This window comes from Neoroseomonas rubea (assembly GCF_016106015.1).
GTDB lineage: Bacteria > Pseudomonadota > Alphaproteobacteria > Acetobacterales > Acetobacteraceae > Neoroseomonas > Neoroseomonas rubea.
Window position 1 is genome coordinate 18029 of sequence record NZ_JACADQ010000010.1, and the last position, 19782, is coordinate 37810.

The 19782-nt window shown below is 70.1% G+C and carries 14 protein-coding genes; 8 read left to right on the forward strand and 6 right to left on the reverse strand.

What is annotated here, in order from left to right:
* Positions 1-107 precede the first annotated feature (107 nt).
* Genes HW577_RS02595 through HW577_RS02630 form a run of 8 tightly spaced genes read left to right on the forward strand, consistent with a single transcriptional unit; the run spans position 108 to position 11676 of the window.
* On the forward strand, positions 108-989 hold the full coding sequence (locus HW577_RS02595) for a glycoside hydrolase family 191 protein (RefSeq protein ID WP_198374497.1): 882 nt from the start codon (positions 108-110) through the stop codon (positions 987-989).
* Positions 986-3982 carry a tetratricopeptide repeat protein gene (locus HW577_RS02600; RefSeq protein ID WP_198374498.1) on the forward strand — a complete coding sequence of 999 codons (2997 nt, stop codon included), beginning with the start codon at positions 986-988 and terminating at the stop codon, positions 3980-3982. Before HW577_RS02595 ends, HW577_RS02600 begins: the two co-directional genes overlap by 4 nt.
* Positions 3979-5355: a tetratricopeptide repeat protein gene (locus HW577_RS02605; RefSeq protein ID WP_198374499.1), complete on the forward strand. Its 1377-nt coding sequence runs from the start codon at positions 3979-3981 to the stop codon at positions 5353-5355. Before HW577_RS02600 ends, HW577_RS02605 begins: the two co-directional genes overlap by 4 nt.
* Positions 5355-6755, forward strand: coding sequence for a GAF domain-containing protein (locus tag HW577_RS02610; protein ID WP_198374500.1), 1401 nt, complete (start codon positions 5355-5357; stop codon positions 6753-6755). The genes HW577_RS02605 and HW577_RS02610 overlap by 1 nt, the downstream gene beginning before the upstream one ends.
* The gene (locus HW577_RS02615) at positions 6752-7843 is read left to right on the forward strand and encodes a tetratricopeptide repeat protein (protein ID WP_198374501.1); all 1092 of its coding nucleotides are present in this window, start codon (positions 6752-6754) and stop codon (positions 7841-7843) included. Before HW577_RS02610 ends, HW577_RS02615 begins: the two co-directional genes overlap by 4 nt.
* On the forward strand, positions 7840-9351 hold the full coding sequence (pelF, locus tag HW577_RS02620) for a GT4 family glycosyltransferase PelF (RefSeq protein WP_198374502.1): 1512 nt from the start codon (positions 7840-7842) through the stop codon (positions 9349-9351). Before HW577_RS02615 ends, pelF begins: the two co-directional genes overlap by 4 nt.
* Positions 9351-10730 carry an exopolysaccharide Pel transporter PelG gene (gene pelG / locus HW577_RS02625; protein WP_198374503.1) on the forward strand — a complete coding sequence of 460 codons (1380 nt, stop codon included), beginning with the start codon at positions 9351-9353 and terminating at the stop codon, positions 10728-10730. The genes pelF and pelG overlap by 1 nt, the downstream gene beginning before the upstream one ends.
* Before the next feature lie 34 nt (positions 10731-10764).
* Positions 10765-11676 carry an NAD-dependent epimerase/dehydratase family protein gene (locus HW577_RS02630; RefSeq protein WP_198374504.1) on the forward strand — a complete coding sequence of 304 codons (912 nt, stop codon included), beginning with the start codon at positions 10765-10767 and terminating at the stop codon, positions 11674-11676.
* Here the strand turns inward: HW577_RS02630 and HW577_RS02635 are convergent, their stop codons facing one another.
* From HW577_RS02635 to HW577_RS02660, 6 genes are all read right to left on the reverse strand, one after another.
* A complete protein-coding gene (locus HW577_RS02635; protein WP_198374505.1) occupies positions 11677-13812 on the reverse strand; it encodes an acetate--CoA ligase family protein in 2136 nt (711 codons plus the stop codon).
* Positions 13813-13890: 78 nt separating this feature from the next.
* Positions 13891-15684, reverse strand: a complete 1794-nt coding sequence (locus tag HW577_RS02640) for a PHA/PHB synthase family protein (protein ID WP_198374506.1) — start codon at positions 15682-15684, stop codon at positions 13891-13893.
* 55 nt (positions 15685-15739) lie between these two features.
* Positions 15740-16936 carry a pyridoxal-phosphate-dependent aminotransferase family protein gene (locus HW577_RS02645; protein ID WP_198374507.1) on the reverse strand — a complete coding sequence of 399 codons (1197 nt, stop codon included), beginning with the start codon at positions 16934-16936 and terminating at the stop codon, positions 15740-15742.
* 15 nt (positions 16937-16951) lie between these two features.
* A complete protein-coding gene (locus HW577_RS02650; protein WP_332837363.1) occupies positions 16952-18130 on the reverse strand; it encodes a vWA domain-containing protein in 1179 nt (392 codons plus the stop codon).
* 4 nt (positions 18131-18134) lie between these two features.
* Entirely contained in the window at positions 18135-18983 is an 849-nt protein-coding gene (locus HW577_RS02655; RefSeq protein WP_198374508.1) for an AAA family ATPase, read from the reverse strand.
* A 63-nt stretch (positions 18984-19046) separates the two neighbouring features.
* A complete protein-coding gene (locus HW577_RS02660) occupies positions 19047-19526 on the reverse strand; it encodes a CinA family protein (RefSeq protein ID WP_198374509.1) in 480 nt (159 codons plus the stop codon).
* Positions 19527-19782 lie beyond the last annotated feature (256 nt).

The window sequence follows — 19782 nt, forward strand, 5'->3', positions numbered from 1 at the left end:
GCATCTGCGCGTCGCGTCCTCCGCAGCGCGCCTGGCATTGCCACCGCACGCAAAGGCGTCGGCCGGGTTGGGGAGCAGGCAGCGAAATGCCGGGCAAGGACGGCATGATGAGGCGCGCGACGGGGGCGATCGGACGCCGGCTTGCAGCCGCGATCCTGGGCACCGGCGCCCTGGGTGGCTTGTCGGCACGCGCCGCGCGCGCGTGCTCGGGCGTGGATTGCCGCTTCCTCGTCTACTATGGCCAGGATGAAGCAGCCCCGGTCGGCGACTACGATGTCGCGGTTCTGGATGCGGAGGCGCCGGCCGCGCTGCTCGCACGCCGTGCACCGGGCGCGCGCCTGCTTGGCTACGTCAGCATGGGCGAGGTGCATGCGAGCCGCGCCTATTTCACGGAGGCCGAGGCGGGCGGCATCCTGCTCGGACGAAATCCGAACTGGCCCGATGCCTGGTTCGTCGACATGCGGGCGCCGTTGTGGGGGCGGCTCGTCCTCGACCGCATTGTCCCCGCCGCGCTTGCACGCGGCTTCGATGGCGTGTTCCTCGATACCATCGACGACGCGGAGTTTCTCGAACAGCGCGACCCTCGCCGCCATGCCGGCATGATCGACGCCGCGGCCGGACTTGTGCGACGCATGCGGCGGCGCTTCCCCACGGCGGGCATCATGGTCAATCGAGGCTACGCCGTGCTTCCGAGCATTGTCGGGCAGTTCGACATGCTGCTCGGCGAATCGGTGCGCACGACGCATGAAGCCGATGGCACCACCTATCGACGCCTGCCGGAGCACGACTACGCCTGGCAGCGTGATGCGATGTGGGAGGCACGGCGCCGTTTCCCCTCGCTGCGTCTCTTCTCGCTCGACTACTGGGATCCGGCGGATCGTGATGGAATCGCGCGCATCTACGCGGAGCAGCGCCGCAACGGCTTCGTGCCCTACGTCGCGACCCCCGATCTCACGCGCATCGTCCCGCCACCGAGGGAGGCATCATGAGCCAGGGTTCGTCGCTGCCGGTTCCCGTCCAGCCGCGGATCCGGATCGAGCTCGCGCGACCCCGGGCGGAGACCCAGCCGCGCCCGACGCGCGGCTACCGCCTGCCGCTCGCACTCGCGGTGCTGGGCGCGATCGGCGCGAGCATCGCGCTGATCCCCCGCGGACAGGAGATGGCGCTGCTGCGCCTTGAATCCGGCGACGCCGACGGCGCCCGCACCTTGCTGGAACAGCGCTACGCGGACGGGGAGCGTTCGCCCGCCACCGTCGCCGCGCTCGCACGCGCGCGGGCCGAGACGGGCGACCTGCGAGCCGCCATTGCGCTTCTCGAGCCGCTGGCGGCCGAGCGACCGCGCGACCGCCAAGTGCTCGAAGCCCTCGTCGCCTATCGCCGCCAGCTCGGGGAGGATCGCGCCGGCCTGCTGCGGGCCCTGATCGCCCTGCAGGCAGTGGCGCCTGCGCAGCCCCGGCTGCGGGAGATCGCCGGCCTGCACGGACTGCTCGGCCAGGTGGAGGAACAACGCGCCGTCCTGCGCGGACTGACCGCCGACGCCACGGCAGAGCCTGCGGACCTGCTTGCGCTCGCGCGTCTCGATGCTGCGGCGGCCGCGCCGGCCGAAGGGCTGGCCGCGCTGCGGCGCCTCGCGCGGCAGCATCCGCGCGCCTATGACGTGCATGCTGCGGCGCTTGCCGTCTCGCTGCATGTCGAAGCGGGGCAGGCCGAAGCCGCCGCCTCAGTGGCGCGGGACTGGCTCGCCGCGCAGGATCGCGGCGCTGCCGCGGCTGCTGCGCCGATGCTGGCAAGCTTCCTCGCCGCCGCGCGACGACCCGACCTCGCGGTGCTTGTGCTTGAACCGCTGGCCGGCGTGGCGGCCCCTCCCGCCCTGGTGCTGGCGCTGGCGCAGGCGGAGATCGATGCGCGCCGCGAGCGTGCCGCGCTCGATCGGCTCGAGACGCTCGCCGCGGAAGCGGGCGGCAGCGCGGCGGTCGAGGCGGCGACGCTGCGCCTGCGCCTCGCGGTAGCCCTCGGTGAGACCGCCCGCGCGATCGCGGCAGTGGAAGCGATGCCTGCGGGCCAGGCATCGGCGGCGATGCTGTCGACCTTGGCGGCGGTCGCGCTCGATGCGGGGCAGACGGAAGTGCTCAGGCGCCTGCTCGCCTGGGGTGGGCCGGATGTGCTGGAGGGCGATCCTGGCCTCGCGGCGGAGGTGGCACTCCAGCTCGGCGACCGGGTCGCCGCGCGGCGCTGGGCGCAGCTTGCCCTCGTGTCGCGTCGCGACGCGGCGGATCCACGGCGCGCACTCGGGTTCGCAGGCGTCCTCATGGCCCTCGGGCATCCGGATCCGGCGACCGACATCCTGGCGCGCATCAGCGCGCGTCCCGAGCTGCCGCCCGCCTTGCTGGCCGAGATCGCACGGTCCTTCGTGCGCATGGAGCAGGCGGAACAGGGCGCCGCCCTGTTCGACGCCCTGCGCGCGCAGCGGCCCTCGGTCGCGCTCGATGCCGCCTGGCTGCTGACCGCGGCGGCGCTCACCGACCGGCAAGACGCTGCCGCAGCCTGGATTGAATCGGAGGCCGGCGCCGCGGCGCCGCCTGCCCTCTTGCGGGACACGCTGCACGTCGCGGTCGACGCGAAGGCGCATCGCACCGCAATCGCCGCCGCACGGCGTCTTGCCACTCAGGGCGCGGTGCCGGAGCGGCTCATCCTCGCGCGCCTTCTGCTCGACGCAGGCGAGCCGGCGCAGGCCTTGCCGATCCTGCGCGCACTCGCCGCCGAGGGCGCCGCCGAGCCGACGCTGCTCGAAGCCGCACGGCATGCCGCGTGGCGCCAGGGGGACACCGCCGCGGCGGCGGAGCTCCGTGCGTTCTGGACCGCGCGGCTTTCCGCCGCATCGACCGACGCGGAGCGCGGCGCCGCGCTCGCGATGCTGAACGAACTCGGCGCGCGGGCGGAGATGCTGCCCGCACTGCGCGCCATGGCCGTCGCGCAACCCGAGGCATGGCTCTGGTCCTACACCGAGGCTGCCGACCGCGCTGGCCGCCGCCAGGACGCCACCGCTCTTTGGGCGGAGCTGGCGCGCCGCCAAACCCTGCCGATGGCTCTGCGGCGACAGCTCGCCTTCGGCCTTCTGGAACGCGGCGCGCGTGGCGAGGCCGAGCCGGTGTTCCGCGAACTCGCCGCAACCGCCGGCGCAGACAGTGCCGAGGTCCGTCAGCTTCTGTTCGTCTGGGGTCAGCGGCCGAGTGCCGCGGCGATGTCCTGGCTCGAGGCGCGCGCTCGCGCAGCCACCGGGCAGGAGAAGGCCGCATGGATGCGCCTGCTGACGGAACGCGGCGGCGCACGCGGAGCGATCGCTGCATATCGCTCTTCTCCCGATGCCGGTGGAGCGGCGGGACCTGCGCGTGATGCCTATCTGACGGCGCTCTCCGTCGCGGGCGACCGTGCCGGGCTCGCCGCGGCGCTGCGCGAGGAACTGGCGCGCCAGCCGGCGCCTGATCGCCTGCAGATGCTCGCCGGCCTCGCCGGCCAAACCGGCAGCGAGGCACTGGAGGATCAGGTCCAGCGGGCCCTTGTGCTGAACGGCGGCGGCGATCCCGCGATGCGCCGACGCGTCGCTTTCGCCGCCTGGCGCCAGGGTGACGCCGCGCTCGCGGAGCGTCTGTTGGCCGAGCACGCGCAGGCCACGGGAGGCGACCCGGAGACACTTTTCATCCTCGGCGAGATCCGGCTACGCCAGCGTGACCCGGATGGCGCGCGCCGTTGGCATGAGGCCGCACTGCGGCGGATCGGCAACAGCAGCGAACGTTCCACCGACGCACGAAAAATGCAGGCGACGCTGCTGCGCCGCGTCGGCGCGGGAGAGCGGGCTTTGCCGATTTATGAAGCGCTGCTGGCCGAGCGTCCGGACGATCGGCATCTTCGCGCCGATCTCGTCTCGCTGCTAATCGAGATGCGCGACTACGGGAGAGCGCAGACCGTGCTGGCTGGCCGATGACGAGATACGAACACGATCGCAACGACCGTCCTTTCCTGCCCGCGATGGCGATCATCGCCGGGCTCGCCGCCCCGGCGGCATACGCGGACGAGGCGACGCTCGGAACGCGCGCAACCGTCGCCGCGGCGGCTGCCATCCCTGCGGCGCCCGCGACCGAGGCGTCACCCGCCGATCAGTCGGCAGCGCTTGCCCGTCAGGGCGACCTGCGCCTGCGGCTGCTCGACGCGCAGCTGATGCTCGTAACCGGGCGCTTCACCGCCGCTCGGGAAGCCTATGCGAGCCTGCGCGCCGACATGCCGACGAGCGCCGAGCCCGTTGCCGGGCTGGCCACCGTCGCGCGGGAGACAGGCCGAGCGAGGCTCGCGCGCGAACTCCAGCGCGAGGCGGTGCTGCTCGACCCCGGCAACAGCTCGCTGGCCGATGGCCTCGCCGCGCTGGAACGCGACCGCGCGCCGCGGCTTCGCGGGGACATCGAGCAGCGCATCCAGCGTGGCGGCATCGGGTCGGACAAGGCGGACATCACGATCGGCGAAGCCGGCGGCCACTGGAACATCGGGGAGGCCTGGCGGGTCGGCGCGACCCAGGGCCTCGCGCATGTCGACGCGACGAATGTGCGCCGCCCATCCGGTGCCGTGCGCGACTTCTCGGGGGACCGCATCCGGACCGAGATCTTCGTGCAGCATGAATGGCGGGAAGGCGCCACGGTCCAGGCCTCGCTCTTTGCCAATGAATGGAGTGCGGGCTTCGGCCTCTCCGGCCGCCTGCCCGACGATTGGGGCTACACCGGCGCGCGCATCGAGTATCGCCGCCCGGTCTGGGACTTCGTCGAGGCGATCATCGACGGCGCGGTGCGCGACCGCGTGGCAGCCGAGCGCTTCCAGCGCTTCACGCCGCAACTCACGGGTCGGATCGAGGTCGGGTTGAACCGCTACGGCATCCCGCGTGACGAGGACGACATCCTGAGCAGCGCCACGGTGCGCGGCGAGCTGCGCTACGGCGACCTCGGCGGCATTGCCGGCCTCTCCATCGCCTATGCGCTGGATGCCGAATACGTGTTGGACGAGACGCGCCGCATCGATGCGAGCGGTGCTTCCTTCCAGCCGCTCCCGATCGTCGACCGCGAGGTCCATGCGGGCCTGCTCGGCTATGGCGGCACCCGTGGCACCGTCACCGGCGACGGGCGGCTGACCTACCAGTTCCAGGTCGGCTACGGCGCCGACCGCTACGGCCGCTCGGGCCCGGTCGCCTACGGCACGATCGGCTACGCGGTCGGGCCGCTCGAGATCTCGCTGCGCGCGGGCTATGTGCGCAACATCGGCCGTTCGCAGGGCGAGACGACGGTGATCGGCGCAGCCATGGCGTTCCTGTTCTGATGGCAGCCCGCGACGCACGGGCCGAATCCTCCCTGCCGTCGTGGCACGAGCCGCGGCAGGTCCTGGGCCTGCGCGTCGCGGCGCTTGTCGAGATCGTCGCCTTCCTCGCCGCAGCGCTCGCGGTCGATCACTTCTTTCTCGACCGCGACCGCCTCGCCGGCATCACGCCGCATCCCTTCTGGATCATCGTGTTGCTTGCCTCGGCGCAATACGGGGCGAAGGAAGGGCTGGCGGCGGCGCTGCTCTCCTCCGCCGCGCTGCTGGTGCACAACCTGCCGGAGCAGGGCTTCAGCGAGGATCTTTACGCGTGGCTGCTGCGGGCGACGCGGGAGCCGCTGCTCTGGATCTTCGCCGCGGTCATCCTCGGTGAGATCCGCGACGCGCAGCGGCGCGACCGCGACACGCTGCGCGAGGAGTTGCGCGAGGCACGCGAACATGCCGACGGCATCGGCGCAGCCTACGAACAGCTGTCGCAGCTCAAGGATCATCTCGAGGCCCGCGTCGCGGGCCAGGTGCGCACCGTCCATTCGATCTTCACAGCGTCCCGCAGCATCGAGCGCCAGGACACGGGCCAGGTGCTGGCTGGCATCCAGCAGCTTGTGCCGGCGGTGATGAATCCCCGGAAATTCTCCCTCTACCTGCTCAATGACCGCGTGCTCGAGGCGGCGCTGAGCGATGGCTGGACCGAAGGCGATTCCTTCGCCACCGAGTTCGACTCCTCCACCGCGTTGTACCAGGCGGTCGTCTCGCACCGCAGGCACCTTGTCGCGACGCGCCCGTCGCACGGCCTCATACTCGGCGCAGAGGGCCTGCTCGCCGGCCCGTTGACCTCGACCGAAACCGGCGAGGTAATCGGGATGCTGAAGATCGAGGAGATGGACTTCCTCGACCTCGTGCCGTCCAACGTGCAGAACTTCCGCATCCTCTGCGAATGGATCGGCTCCGCCTATGCGAACGCCCAGCATTGGGAGGAAACGCAGGCGACCCGTTATTTCGATCCCGTGCGGCGGCTGCTGCCAGCCCCCTTGTTCGAAGTGGAGCGCGACCACGCGATCGCCATGGCGCGCAGGTTCGGCTTCGGCGTCTCGGTCTTGCGGCTGGGCTTCGACGAGCCCGAGGGCGCCGGACCGAGCATGCAGCCCGCCGCGGCCCGCGCCGTCTCCCGCGCCGCCGAGGCGTTGCTCGGACCCACCGAGCAGGCCTTTGACTGGCGGCGCGACGGGTGGGACGTCGCCATCATCCTACCCGGGGTCGCCGACGAGGCGGCGCGTTCGCTCGCGGCGCGGATGACGGCGGGCGTCGAGGAGGAACTCGGCGTTGCCGGCCTCCGGTTCGGGGTGCGGCATCGCGTCGAGACGCTCTACCGTCCCCAGCGGACTGAAGCACGAGCGGCGCGATGAGCGCGCGCCACGAGCCCCCATCGCCCATCACGGAGGCGCTTGCCGCCCTGCTCGTCCTCGTGGTCGCGGTCCTCGAGGCCTGGCTCCTGCTGCGCGCCGTCGCCGATCCCTCGGCGATCCCCGCGGCGCTGCAACTGCATGGCCTGATCGCCCTCGGTACCCTGCTCGCCGCCTATGGGCTGCGCGGCGCAGGCGGCGACGATCCCGCCTTCCTGCTGTTCGTCGTCGCGTCCGTCTTCCTCGGGCCACTCGGCGTCGCGGGTGCGGCGGTGGCGGCCCTGCTCCGACGCATCTTCGCCTGGCGCGCGCGCCCCTTCGCCGAATGGTACCAGGCCCTGTTCCCGGAGGAGCGGCCCGACAGGACGCGCGCGCTTTACGAGCGGGTTGTGCTGCGCGGACACGGGCCGGCAGAACGCAGCACGGTCGCCCCCTTCGCCGACGTCATCGCGCTCGGCAGCCTGCAGGAAAAGCAGGCTGCGATCGCCCTTATCGCCTCAGGCTTCCGCCCCGAATTCGCCATCGCGCTGCGCGCCGCGCTGAACGACCAGGAGGCGGCCGTGCGTGTCCAGGCCGCGTCGGCCGTGGCGCGCATCGAACAGCAATTCCTCCAGCGCAGCATGGCGCTCGAGGCCCGGCGGGCGGCGGATCGCGACGACCCGGACCTGCTCATGGAGGCGGCGCGGCATCATGAGGCGCTGTCGGCGACGGGACTGATCGACGAGACGCGCGCGCAGGAAGCCGCCGAGGCGGCACTGACCCTCTACCTCGCCGCTGTCGCGCGGACGCCGGATGGAGCGGCCCGCGGGGATGCGACGGTCGCTGCGGCCCGCCTGCTGCTGCGCCTTGGCCGGGCGGAGGAGGCCGTTCGCCTGCTCGCACCCGCCGCCGAGGCCGACCAGGCAACGCCGGGTCTGGTCGCCGTCTACCTCGAAGGCCTGTTCCGGCTGCGCCGCTTCGTCGACCTGCGCGAATTCTGCCTGCGGCTGCGCGAGGCCGGCTCGGCCCGCCTGCCGGATCGAGTCGAGGAAGCGCTGACGCTCTGGACCGAGGACGCCCCCCAGCCGATGCTGCCGGCGAAGGCGGCATGAGCGGCCGCGCAAGCGAGGCCGATGTCTGCCTTATCCTCGAAGGGGCTTATCCCTTCGTGGCCGGCGGCGTCTCCTCCTGGACGCACGACCTGATCAGGGCGCATGCGGACCTGCGCTTCCGCATCGTGACGCTGGCAGCCGACGAGACACGGCAGACACCACGGTACGAATTGCCGTCGAACGTCGTCGGCCTCACGGTCATCCCGCTACAGCAGGCGGAGAGCAGGATCGACAATGGCTGGGGCACGGCGCGCCTGATCGCGGAGCTGGAAGGGCCGCTGACGCGTCTGCTGTCGCGCGGCGGGCTCGACGATTTCCGCGGCGTAATCGCGGCCCTGAGGCGCCATCCGAAGCGCGCGACGCGCGCCGCCCTGCTGAACAGCGGCGCGGCCTTCGAGCTCGTCCGGCGGATGTACGAGCAGAGCGTGCCCGGCAGCTCCTTCATGAACTACTTCTGGAGCTGGCGCGTGCTGGCGGGCGGGCTTTTCTCGACCCTGCTGGCGGAACTTCCGAAGGCGCGCTGCTACCACGCGATCTCGACAGGCTATGCCGGGCTGGTCATGGCGCGCGCCGTGATCGAGACGGGACGTCCGGGACTTCTCACCGAGCACGGCATCTACACGAACGAACGGCGCGTCGAGATCGAGATGGCCGAATGGCTGACCGACGGGCCGCCGGCCTGGCTCGACCTCGAAGGCCGGCGGCAGGACCTGCGCAATGTCTGGATCGATGCCTTCGTCGGCTATTCGCGATCCTGCTACGAAGCGTGCACGAAGATCGTCACCCTCTACACCGGCAACCAGGAACTGCAGGCCCGGGACGGCGCGCCGACGGAGCGGATGGCGATCATTCCAAACGGTATCGACTATGACGGCTTCTCGGCGATCCCGCGCGACACGACGCCACGCCCGCCTACCGTCGCGCTTATCGGCCGCGCGGTGCCGATCAAGGATGTGAAGACCTACATCCGCGCCATCGCGCTGCTGCGCGACATGGTTCCGGGCTGCCGTGCCCTGCTGCTCGGACCGACCGACGAGGACCCCGCCTATTTCCGCGAATGCCAGCAGATGGTTGCGCATCTCGGGCTGGAAGGGACCTTCGAGTTCGCCGGGCGGGTGAAGCTGCACGACTATCTCGGCAAGCTCGATGCCATCGCGCTGACCAGCATCAGCGAGGCGCAGCCGCTCGTGTTGTTGGAAGCCGGCGCGGCCGGCGTGCCGTCGGTCGCGACCGATGTCGGCTCATGCCGCGACCTGATCGAGGGCCGGGCCGACGAAAGCCCGCCGATCGGCCCTGGCGGCTTCGTCGTTCCGCTCGCCGACCCGCATGCGACAGCGAAGGCGCTCGCGGCCCTGCTGGGCGATCCCGCGATGCGCGCCCGCTGCGGGGAGGCGATGCGCCGGCGAACGGAGAAGTACTACAACAAGCGCGTCGTCGACCGGATCTACCGCGATCTCTATGACAGCCTGCTGCGCCTGCCCGACGCGCCGCGGGCGAAGGCGGCCTGATGGCGGGCATCGGCTTTGCCCTGCGCCGCCTGGCGCGCGAGGATTCGCTGAATGCGGGGCTTCGCAGCCAGGCGCATGCGGTCGCGGTCACCTCGGGCCCCTGGCTGCTGACAGTGCTGGCGCTCGGCCTCGTCGAAGTGTTCGCTTCGGAATGGCTGGGGGAGGATCGCCACCGGCTGTTCTCCACCGTCGTCGTCTACAACTTCGCCTTCTCGCTCGTCCTCACCGGGCCGGTGGTGATGGTGGTGACGCGGCGGCTCGCGGACATGCTTTTCGCGCGCGACGTGACGGAAGCGACGGGAATGTTGCTCGGCTCGCTGGCCGTCGTCTTCGCGCTGCAGTCGGCGGTCGGCATTCCCTTCTACCTGTTCGTGGTCGACATGGAGCCGACGGAGCGCGTGCTGGCGCTGTTCGGCTTCCTGCTGGTCGGCGCGGTGTGGCTTGTCTCGGCCTTTCTCTCCGCGCTCAAGAGCTATGGCAGCATCAGCCTGTCCTTCGCGCTCGGCATGGGCGGCGGTGCGGCGCTGGCGCTGCAGTTGGCGCCGACATACGGCACGGTTGGATTGCTGGCGGGCTTCACGATCGGCCTGGCGGTGCTTGTCTTCTCGCTGGTCGCCCGCGTGCTGGCGGAGTATCCCGCGCCGGCGATCCGCCCCTTCGCCTTCCTGCCGGAGATGCGGCGCTACTGGGCGTTGGCGCTGGTGGGGCTGCTGTTCGGCCTCGCGACCTGGGTCGACAAGTGGATCATGTGGTTCGCGCCAGGCAACGTCGTCCTGGCGGGCGCGATGCCGACGCATCCGGCCTATGACTCCGCGATGTTCCTCGCCTGCCTGACCATGGCGCCCGGTGCTGCAATGTTCCTCGTGGTGGTGGAGACGCGCTTCTTCGAGGGTTATCTCCGCTACTATCGCGGCATCGCGAACCACGCCACGGCGCAGGAGATCGCGCGCAACCACAGCCAGATCCTGCGCATCCTCGCCAACGGCTTCCGCCAGGTGGCGGTGCTGCAGGCGGCCGTCTGCTACCTTGCGATGCTCGCCGCACCTGGGCTGATCGGGATGGCGCGCGGCGGTCTGGAACTCGTTCCGACCTTCCGTTTCGGCGTGCTCGGCGCGCTGTGTCACGGGCTGATGCTGTTCGTCGTCGCGATCCTTTCGTATTTCGACCTGCGCCGCAGCATGCTGGCGGTCGGTGCGACCTTCCTCGTGCTGAATGCGGGCCTTACCTGGGCCGCGCTCTGGCTCGGCGTCGGCTATGCGGGCTATGGCTACTTTCTGGCCTCGCTGCTGACGCTCGCGCTGGCCTATGCGCTCGCGGCGCGACAGCTGACGCAATTGCCCTACATGACCTTCGTCGTGAGCAACCACGGGCTCAGGTGACGGGCGGCGACGACCAATTCAGGGAATGGCGAACATGGCGACCTATCTCGTGACCGGTGGCGCCGGCTTCATCGGCTCTCACCTGGCCGACGCGCTGCTGGCGGCCGGGCATGCCGTGCGCGTGCTCGACGACCTGTCGACGGGGCGGCGTGCGAACCTCGATCCGCGCGCCGAGCTGATCGTCGGCGACGCGGCCGATGGCGCGATGGTGCGTGATGCGATGCGAGGCGTCGCCGGCTGCTTTCACCTCGCGGCCATCGCCTCCGTCGCGCGCGCTAATGAGGATTGGGCCGGCACGCATCGCGCGAATCTCACCGCGACGATCCATGTGCTGGATGCGGCTCGACGCGAGGGCGCGCTGCCGGTCGTCTACGCTTCGTCCGCGGCTATCTATGGCGATCAGGGCCATGGCGCGATCCGGGAGGATGCACGGCCGCAGCCGCTCAATGCCTATGGCGCCGACAAGCTGGGCTGCGAGCTGCACGCAGCCGTCGCGGCCGGCGTGCACGGCGTGCCCACCTGCGGCATGCGCTTCTTCAACGTCTACGGGCCGCGGCAGGATCCGTCCTCGCCCTATTCCGGCGTGATATCGATCTTCTGCAACCGGCTCGGCGCGGGGCAGGGCATCACGCTAAATGGGGATGGGCGCCAGACGCGCGACTTCGTCTATGTCGCGGATGTCGTGCGCGCGCTGACGACGGCGATGGCCGGCATCAAGCCGGGCGCGGCCGTCTACAACATCTGCACGGGACGCGAGACCTCCATCATGCAGCTGGCCGAGACGATTGCCGACCTGCTCGGCACCTCGCCGGCGATCGGGCACGGGCCGGCGCGCATCGGCGACATCCGGCACTCCCTCGGTGATCCAGCCAAGGCGGCGGCGGAGCTCGGCTTCCGGGCTGAGACGACACTCACGACGGGGCTCGCCGCCACGCTCGGGCGCTGATCAGTCCTTCACGATCAGCGCATCGACTGCGACGGCCTCGCTGCCGGCGACGATGATTGGGTTAACGTCGAGCTCCGTGACGCGGCCGCGCTGGTCTGCCACGAATTCCGACAGGCGCGCGACGATGTCGGCCAGGCGGTCGAGGTCCGCCGCCGGCGCGCCGCGGAAGCCTTCCAGCGCGGCGCGGCCGCGCAGGCGTCCGAACATCGCGCGTGCTTCCGCGACCGTGACGGGTGCCAGCGCCAGGGCGGAATCACGCATCAGTTCGACTAGAACGCCGCCCAGGCCTGCGACGATGAGCGGACCCATCAGCGGATCGACGCGCCCGCCCACCATCACCTCGATGCCAGGTCTCGCCATGGGCTGCACAAGTACGCCGTTGATGCGCGCACCTGGCGCATGGCGCTTCGCATTCGCCATCACGGCCCGGAAGGCGTCGCGCACCTCGGCCGCGTCCTTCAGCTTCAGGCGGATCACGCCGGCTTCGGTTTTGTGCGGCAGATCGGGGCTCTCGACCTTCATCGCCACGGGAAAGCGGAGTGCCTCGGCCGCCGCGACGGCTTCGTCCTCCGTCTGCGTTAGCCGTTCCGGCACTACGGGCACGCCATAGGCGGCCAGCACGGCCTTTGCCTCGCGCTCGGTCAGCGTGCGGTCCTGCGACGCGGCAATCAGTGCCGCGGCCTCGGCCGCCGCCTCGGGCCGCGACAACCGCGCGTAGGCGCGCGGACCGGCGGCACGGCGCGCTTCGCGCGCATGCCAGTGCGACAGCGCGGCGAAGCAGCGATCCATCGACCGGAATAGGCCGATGCGCGGGTTCTGCTCCGCTTCCCTGGCGCCGTAGCCCTCGAGCCATTCCGTTGTCCAGACGACGCAGATCGGCTTGCCGGCCTTCTCCGCGATCGCGGCGAGTTCGGCAGGCCGCTTCGCCGAGATCTCGGTCGAGTAGATCTGGGCGTAGATCAGCGCGCCGTAGTGTTCCTCCCCCAGCATGGCGCCGGCGCAGGCGGTCAGGCTTTCGGGGTCGTTCGCCACCTGCGCCGTCACGTCGCAGGGGTTCCGCGCGGAGCCGAAGTCGGGGATGCGGCTTTCCAGGATGGCCTGCACCGGCGGCGTCGGCTGCGGCAGTGGCACGCCGTTCGCCTCCGCTTTGTCGGCGGACATGATCGCCGCACCGCCGGAGACGGCGACGACCGCAACGCCGCGCGCCTGGGGCGGTGGTGCCTTGGCGAGGAACGCCGCGGTTTCGACCAGGGCCTCGAAATCCTTCACCACTACCGCGCCCGCGCGTTCGAACGCCGCGAGATAGGCCGCTGTCTCCCCGGCCAGCGAGCCGGTGTGCGACATGGCTGCCGCCGCGCCGGCCTCGCCGGTGCCGAGCTTGAACACGACAAGCGGCTTGTTCGCGGCGTCCGCGACCTGCGCCGCCTGGATGAAGCGCATCGGGTCGGGCATGCCCTCGAACACGCAGGCGATGGCCGCGCAGCCCGGATCGTCCGCGAGGAAGGAGACGCAGTCCGCGACATCGACGTCCGACGAATTGCCCGTGGTCAGCAGGTGGCTGACGGAGACGCCGCGCATCACCGACTGCGCGAGCGAGAAGCCGAGCGCGCCGGACTGGCTGACGAGCCCGACCGCGTGCGGCTGCGGCGCTTCCATCGGCGGCGGGATCATGAAGGTGACACCGGCCTTGGTGCGGAAGTTCAGCATGCCGATGCAGTTCGGCCCGACGATCCGCATGCCGGCATCGCGACCGATCGCCGCGAGCCGCTGCTGCGCCGCGACATCGGCCTCCCGCCCCGTCTCGGCGAAGCCGGAGGCGTAGATCATGATGCCGCCGACGCCCGCCTTCGCGCAGTCCGTCGCGATCTCCTCCACCGCGTCCTTCGCGGCGACGACGATGCAGCAATCCGGCACTTCCGGCAGCGCGGCGACGGAAGGAAAGCAGGCGCGCTCGCCGATCTTCTCGTAGCGGGAATTCACCAGGTAGAGCCGGCCCGTATAGTCCTTCAGCGCCTGGATCGTGCGGTCGGCGAAGGAACCCGCGCGCGGGCTCGCGCCGATCACGGCGATGGATGCGGGATCGAACAGTCGGCCCATATCGCCATGGCGATAGACGGCGCGGCTGGTGGCACTCATGCGGACGCTTCCCCTGATCTTGCTTGCGCTGACCGGAGCCTAGGGGCGCCCGCCTGCCTCGTCACCCCCGGGTGGGGCCTACTTCAGCAGGACGTATGTCCCGGGAGCATCCTCGATCGTTGGGAATCCGCGCGCCGGCGCGCCCATCGCGGGCGGCGGGACCATGCCCGCGCCGCCTGCGCCCGCGAGCCATTCCGCCCAGGCCGGCCACCAGGACCCTTCCCGCTGCGGCGCAAGGGCGGCCCAGGAATCCGGGTCGAGATAGGTGTCGTCGTGCCGCCGCGTCATGATGCGGTACTGGCGCCCTTCCTTCTCCGGCGGGCTGACGATCCCGGCATTGTGCCCGCCGGAGGTGAGCGCGAAGGTCACGTCCGTGTCGCTGAACAGCGACACCTTGTAGACCGACCGCCAGGGCGCGATGTGGTCCTTCAGCGTGCCGACGGCGAAGATCGGCACGCCGATGTCCGACAGCGCGATGACACGCCCTTCCACCGCGTAGCGGCCGGCGGTCAGCCGGTTCTCGAGGAACAGCCCGCGCAGGTACTCGCCATGCATCCGCGCCGGCATGCGCGTCTGGTCGCTGTTCCAGGCGAGCAGGTCGTTCACCGCGTTGCGCTCGCCCAGCACGTAGTCGCGAATCAGCCGCGACCAGACCAGGTCGTTCGACCGCAGCGCCTGGAAGGCGCCGGACATCTGGTGGGTGTCGAGGTAGCCGCGGTCCCACATCATGTCCTCGAGGAAGGCGAGCTGGCTCTCATCGACGAACAGCATCAACTCGCCCGCCTCGGCGAAATCGGTCTGCGCCGCGAGCAGCGTCATGGAGGCAAGCCGTGCATCACCATCCCGCGCCATGGTCGCCGCTGCAATGGCCATGATGGTGCCACCCAGGCAGTAGCCGCAGGCATGGATGCGCCGGTCTGGCACGATGGCGGAGACCGCGTCGAGCGCCGCCATCACCCCGCGCCGGCGGTAGTCGTCGAGCCCCGTCTCCCGGTCCCGCGCATCCGGGTTCTTCCAGGAGACCATGAAGACCGTGAAGCCCTGCGCCACGAGCCAGCGCACGAGCGAATTCTCCGGGCTCAGATCCAGCACGTAGTACTTCATGATCCAGGCGGGGACGATCAGCACCGGCTCCGCATGCACCTGCGCGGTCGTCGGGGCGTACTGGATCAGCTCCATCAGCTCGTTGCGGAAGACGACGCGGCCCGGCGTGACCGCGACCTCATGGCCCGGCCGGAATGCCTCCGCCCCCTCGGGCGGCGCGCCGGCGAGGGTGCGCTCCATGTCGTCGAGCATGTTCTCCGCACCGCGCAGCAGGTTCATCCCGCCATCGGCGAGCGTGCGCTGCGCTATGGTGGGATTGAGCCAGGGGAGGTTCGAAGGCGCCAGCACGTCGGTTGCCTGGCGCATCATGAAGGCGACCTGCTGCGCGTGGCGGCGCGACAGGCCTGGGACGCCGCGCGTCGCCTCCACCCACCAGGCTTCCGCCAGCAGATGCGCCTGCGCCATCGCGTTGAAGGGGAAGGCCTGCCAGGCCGGCCCGGTGAAGCGCGCATCCCCGTTCGTCGGCGCGACGAGCGGCGGTGGTGCCTTGCTGCCCATCGCGTGCCGCAGCCAGAGCAGGTAGCGCAGCCCCTGGATCCAGGCGCGTGCGGCGAGTTCCATCCGCTTGCCCGGCGCGCGCGCGAGATGCACTGCCCAGTCGAGCCAGGCGCCGCTGATCGCGGTGGGGGACATGCCCTGGGTCAGGCGTGCCTCGGCCGCGCGGAGGACGCGGTCGAAGGTGTGGAAGGTGGGGCCGAGCCGCGCCTCGGCGGTCTCGGGCGCGGCAGGGGGCGGCAGGGCGCCGCGCTTCGGTGGAGTCCCAATCATGCCCCATCTGCCACCGGCCGTGCCCGCGCCGCCTTGCGCGGGCGCAAGCCGGGGGTCAGGAGCGGGCGGCTTCCGCCAGGTATTCGATGGCCGCGTTCACCCCGCCGGGTGCATGCGGCACCCCGGCGAGCCGGAGCGCCATCTCCACCGAGGCGAGCGTGCCGAGGATCATCGGCTCGTTCAGGTCCCCCAGATGCCCGATGCGGAACACCTTGCCGCCCAGCCGCCCGAGCCCGCCACCAAGCGAGACGTTGAAGGTGGACAGCGCGATGCGGCGGACCGCGTCGGCATCATGCCCTTCCGGCATCATCACCGCGGTGACGGAGTCCGAGAAGCGATCCGGCGTCCGGCAGAACAGCGTTGGCCCGTTGTTGCCCGACCAGTGGCGCACGCAGCGGCGCACCGCCTCGCCAAGCCGCGCATGGCGTGCAAAGACCTCCTCGAGCCCTTCCTCCTCCAGCAGCCGGATGGATTCGCGCAGCCCGTAGAAGAGCGAGGTCGGCACCGTGCCGACGAAGGACCGGTGCCGGCGGGTCAGCATGTTGGTCCAGTTGAAGTAGGATTTCGGTAGCGTCGACGTCTTGTGCGCCGCCATCGCCTTGGCCGAGACGCCGGTGAAGGACATGCCGGTCGGCAGCATCAGCCCCTTCTGGCTGCCGCCCACCGCGATGTCGACGCCCCAGCCATCCATGCGGAAATCCATCGAGCCGAGCGAGGAGATGGTGTCCGCCAGCAGTAGCGCCGGATGCCCCGTGGCATCGAGCGCCGCGCGCAACTCCGACAGCGGCAGGACCATGCCCGTCGCCGTTTCATTGTGCACGGCACAGATCGCCTTGATCTCATGGCCCGCATCGGCGGCGAGTGCCGCGCGCAGCGCGCCGAAATCCACGCCGCGGCGCCAATCGGCCTCGATCGTACGGAAGCGCAGGCCGAGATCCTGCGCCATCTTCGCCCAGGATTCGGAGAAGTAGCCCGTCTCGGGCACCAGCAGCAGATCGCCCGGAGAGAACAGGTTGACCAGCGCCGCTTCCCACGCCGCATGGCCGGAGCCGGTGTAGAGGAACACCTCCTGCTCGGTCTTGAGCACCCGCTTCAACCCGGCGACGCATTCATCATAGACGGCGATGAAGGCTGGGTCGTTGAAGTCGACCGTCACATGCGCGACGGCGTGCAGGATGGAATCCGGAATGTTGGTGGGCCCCGGATTGGCGAAGAATTGTCTCCCGCGCGGCAGGCGAGGCTTGATGTCCATGGTCGGTTCCTTCCCTCAGCGCGCCAGCTCGCGCGCCATCGTCTCGAGCCCCGCCAGCGTCAGCGGGTACATGCGGTTGTCCATCAGCCGCTGCAGGATGCCGATGGACTGGGTGTAGCGCCAATGCGCGGGATCGACCGGGTTGAGCCAGGCGGCCTTGCGGAAATGGCGCGTGGCCCTGCCCATCCAGACCTGGCCGGCTTCCTCGTTCCAATGCTCCACGCTGCCGCCTGGCTGGATGATCTCATAGGGGCTCATGGTCGCGTCGCCCACGATCACCAGCCGCCAGTCGGGGCCGTAGGTGCGGAGCAGTTCCATCGTCGGTCGCTCCGTCTCGCGCCGCCGCCGGTTGGTGCGCCAGACGCGCTCATACAGGCAGTTGTGGAAGTACCAGAATTCCAGGTGCTTGAACTCGGACCGCGCAGCGGTGAACAGCTCCTGGCAGATGCGGATGTGGTCGTCCATCGATCCGCCGATGTCCATCAGCAGCAGGACCTTCACCGCGTTGTGCCGCTCCGGCACCATGTGCAGGTCGAGCGACCCGCCGTTGCGCGCGGTGGCGCCAATCGTCCCCGGCAGGTCGAGCTCGGTCGCCGCACCCGTGCGGGCGAAGCGGCGCAGTCGCCGCAGCGCGACCTTCATGTTGCGTGAGGAGAGCGCCTCGTCCTCGTCCAGGTCGCGGAACTGCCGCTGGTCCCACACCTTCACCGCGCGGCGGTGGCGGCTGTTCTCCTGCCCGATCCGCACGCCTTCCGGATTGTAGCCATGCGCACCGAAGGGGGAGGTGCCGGCGGTACCGATCCATTTCGACCCGCCTTGGTGCCGGCCCTTCTGTTCCTCGAGCCGCTTCTTCAGCGTTTCCATCAGCGCGTCGAAATCGCCGAGCGCCTTGATCTGCTCCATCTCCTCGGGCGTCAGCACGCGTTCGGCCAACTTGCGCAGCCATTCGGCGGGAAGTTCGCGAGGTGCCTCGCCTTGCGGCGCTTCCAGCCCCTTGAAGATCTCCCCGAAGACGCGGTCGAAGCGGTCGAGGTGCCGCTCATCCTTTACCAGCGCGGCGCGCGACAGGTGATAGAAGTCATCGACGCTGAAGCCGGCGATGCCTTCCTTCATCGCGCGGAGCAGCGCGAGGTACTCCATGATCGAGGCCGGCACGCCGGCCGCGCGCAGCGCGAGGATGAAGGGCGCGAACACCGCCCTACCCGCCGCGGCGGCGCGCCAGGAAGGCGAGCCGCTCGAACAGGTGGACGTCCTGCTCGTTCTTCAGCATCGCGCCATAGAGCGGCGGCAGCGCGGTCTTGGCGTCGGAGGACCGCAGTGCCTCGGCCGGCATGTCCTCGATCGTCAGCAGCTTCAGCCAGTCCAGCAGCTCGGACGTCGCGGGCTTCTTCTTGAGCTCGTTCACCTCGCGGATCTCGAAGAAGACGTTCAGCGCTTCGCGCAGCAGGTCCTGGCGGATATCGGGATAGTGCGCCTCGACGATGCGCTCCATCGTCTCGCGATCCGGGAAGCGGATGTAGTGGAAGAAGCAGCGGCGCAGGAAGGCGTCCGGCAGTTCCTTCTCATTGTTCGACGTGATGATCACCACGGGCCGATGCCGTGCGGCGACCGTCTTGCGCGTCTCGTAGACGAAGAACTGCATGCGATCGAGTTCGAGCAGCAGGTCGTTCGGGAACTCGATGTCCGCCTTGTCGATCTCGTCGATCAGAAGGACGACGGGCTGCTCGGCCTCGAAGGCGTCCCAGAGCTTGCCGCGCACGATGTAGTTGGCGATGTCATGCACCCGCGGGTCGCCCAGCTGCCCGTCGCGCAGGCGGCTCACCGCGTCGTATTCATAAAGGCCCTGCTGCGCCTTGGTGGTGGACTTGATGTGCCACTCGATCAGCGGGTAGCCGAGCGCCTTGGCGATCTCCTGCGCCAGCACGGTCTTGCCGGTGCCTGGCTCGCCCTTGACCAGCAGCGGGCGCTGGAGTGCGACGGCGGCGTTCACCGCCACCTCCAGCTCGCGCGAAGCGACGTATTCCTTGGTGCCCTTGAACCGCGCCACGCCCGATCCCTCCGTCCGTTCCGGGAGAAGGTCAGGGCGGATGCGGGATCGCGCAAGCCCGGATCAGGCGATCGCCTCCTCCGCCAGGGCAAGCAGGGCGGCCGCGAAGGCCCGCATGTTCGCTGGCCGGTCTGCCGAGCCGGTCCGCACCGTGATCACGCGCTCCACGGGCCCGGCGATGGCGAGGCAGGCATGCCCGGCCGGGTCGCCATAGCGGTTCCCCGCCGGCCCAGCTGCGCCCGTCTCCGCAAGGCCCCAATCGGCGCCGAGCCGGTCGCGCACCGTCCGCGCCATCAGCAGCGCATAGGGTTCAGATGCGGATCGCATGCCCGTCATCTCCGCCGGCCCGATGCCGAGCAGTCCCTGCCGGGCGGCGGCCGTGTAGACCACCGCCCCGCCCAGGAAGTAGGCAGATGCGCCGGGTTGGGAGAGCAGGGCGGCGGACACCAGCCCGCCGACGGAACTCTCCGCCACCGCAACGGTGCATTTACGTATTCTGAGACGTTCGCCCAGCCGCATGGCGGCTGGCAGGATGCTGTCCATGCCATTCTCCCCCCGAGGCCCGTGAGTTCGAGCGATGTGCCAGGCCAGCCGCCATTTTCGGCCCTCGAAGGAGCAATCATGCGCCGATTCCTCAACGTTGCGGAGGGGATCTTCTGCACGCGATGCGTGTATCGTTCGTGCCCCGTATGCACGGAAAAAGCGAGTTGTCCTAACAAGAGGGGTTGTTGAGATACGAGAGAAGTCTTAATAAGTTAACGCGACTCGGGTTGGGTCCCGGTCGTGATCAGGTTTGCCG

Excerpts from the sequence above, each read along its gene's own strand:
- HW577_RS02595 (WP_198374497.1), top strand. The coding sequence starts at position 108 with ATGAGGCGCGCGACGGGGGCGATCGGACGCCGGCTTGCAGCCGCGATC.
- HW577_RS02600 (WP_198374498.1), top strand. The coding sequence starts at position 986 with ATGAGCCAGGGTTCGTCGCTGCCGGTTCCCGTCCAGCCGCGGATCCGG.
- HW577_RS02605 (WP_198374499.1), top strand. The coding sequence starts at position 3,979 with ATGACGAGATACGAACACGATCGCAACGACCGTCCTTTCCTGCCCGCG.
- HW577_RS02610 (WP_198374500.1), top strand. The coding sequence starts at position 5,355 with ATGGCAGCCCGCGACGCACGGGCCGAATCCTCCCTGCCGTCGTGGCAC.
- HW577_RS02615 (WP_198374501.1), top strand. The coding sequence starts at position 6,752 with ATGAGCGCGCGCCACGAGCCCCCATCGCCCATCACGGAGGCGCTTGCC.
- pelF (WP_198374502.1), top strand. The coding sequence starts at position 7,840 with ATGAGCGGCCGCGCAAGCGAGGCCGATGTCTGCCTTATCCTCGAAGGG.
- pelG (WP_198374503.1), top strand. The coding sequence starts at position 9,351 with ATGGCGGGCATCGGCTTTGCCCTGCGCCGCCTGGCGCGCGAGGATTCG.
- HW577_RS02630 (WP_198374504.1), top strand. The coding sequence starts at position 10,765 with ATGGCGACCTATCTCGTGACCGGTGGCGCCGGCTTCATCGGCTCTCAC.
- HW577_RS02635 (WP_198374505.1), bottom strand. The coding sequence starts at position 13,812 with ATGAGTGCCACCAGCCGCGCCGTCTATCGCCATGGCGATATGGGCCGA.
- HW577_RS02640 (WP_198374506.1), bottom strand. The coding sequence starts at position 15,684 with ATGATTGGGACTCCACCGAAGCGCGGCGCCCTGCCGCCCCCTGCCGCG.
- HW577_RS02645 (WP_198374507.1), bottom strand. The coding sequence starts at position 16,936 with ATGGACATCAAGCCTCGCCTGCCGCGCGGGAGACAATTCTTCGCCAAT.
- HW577_RS02660 (WP_198374509.1), bottom strand. The coding sequence starts at position 19,526 with ATGGACAGCATCCTGCCAGCCGCCATGCGGCTGGGCGAACGTCTCAGA.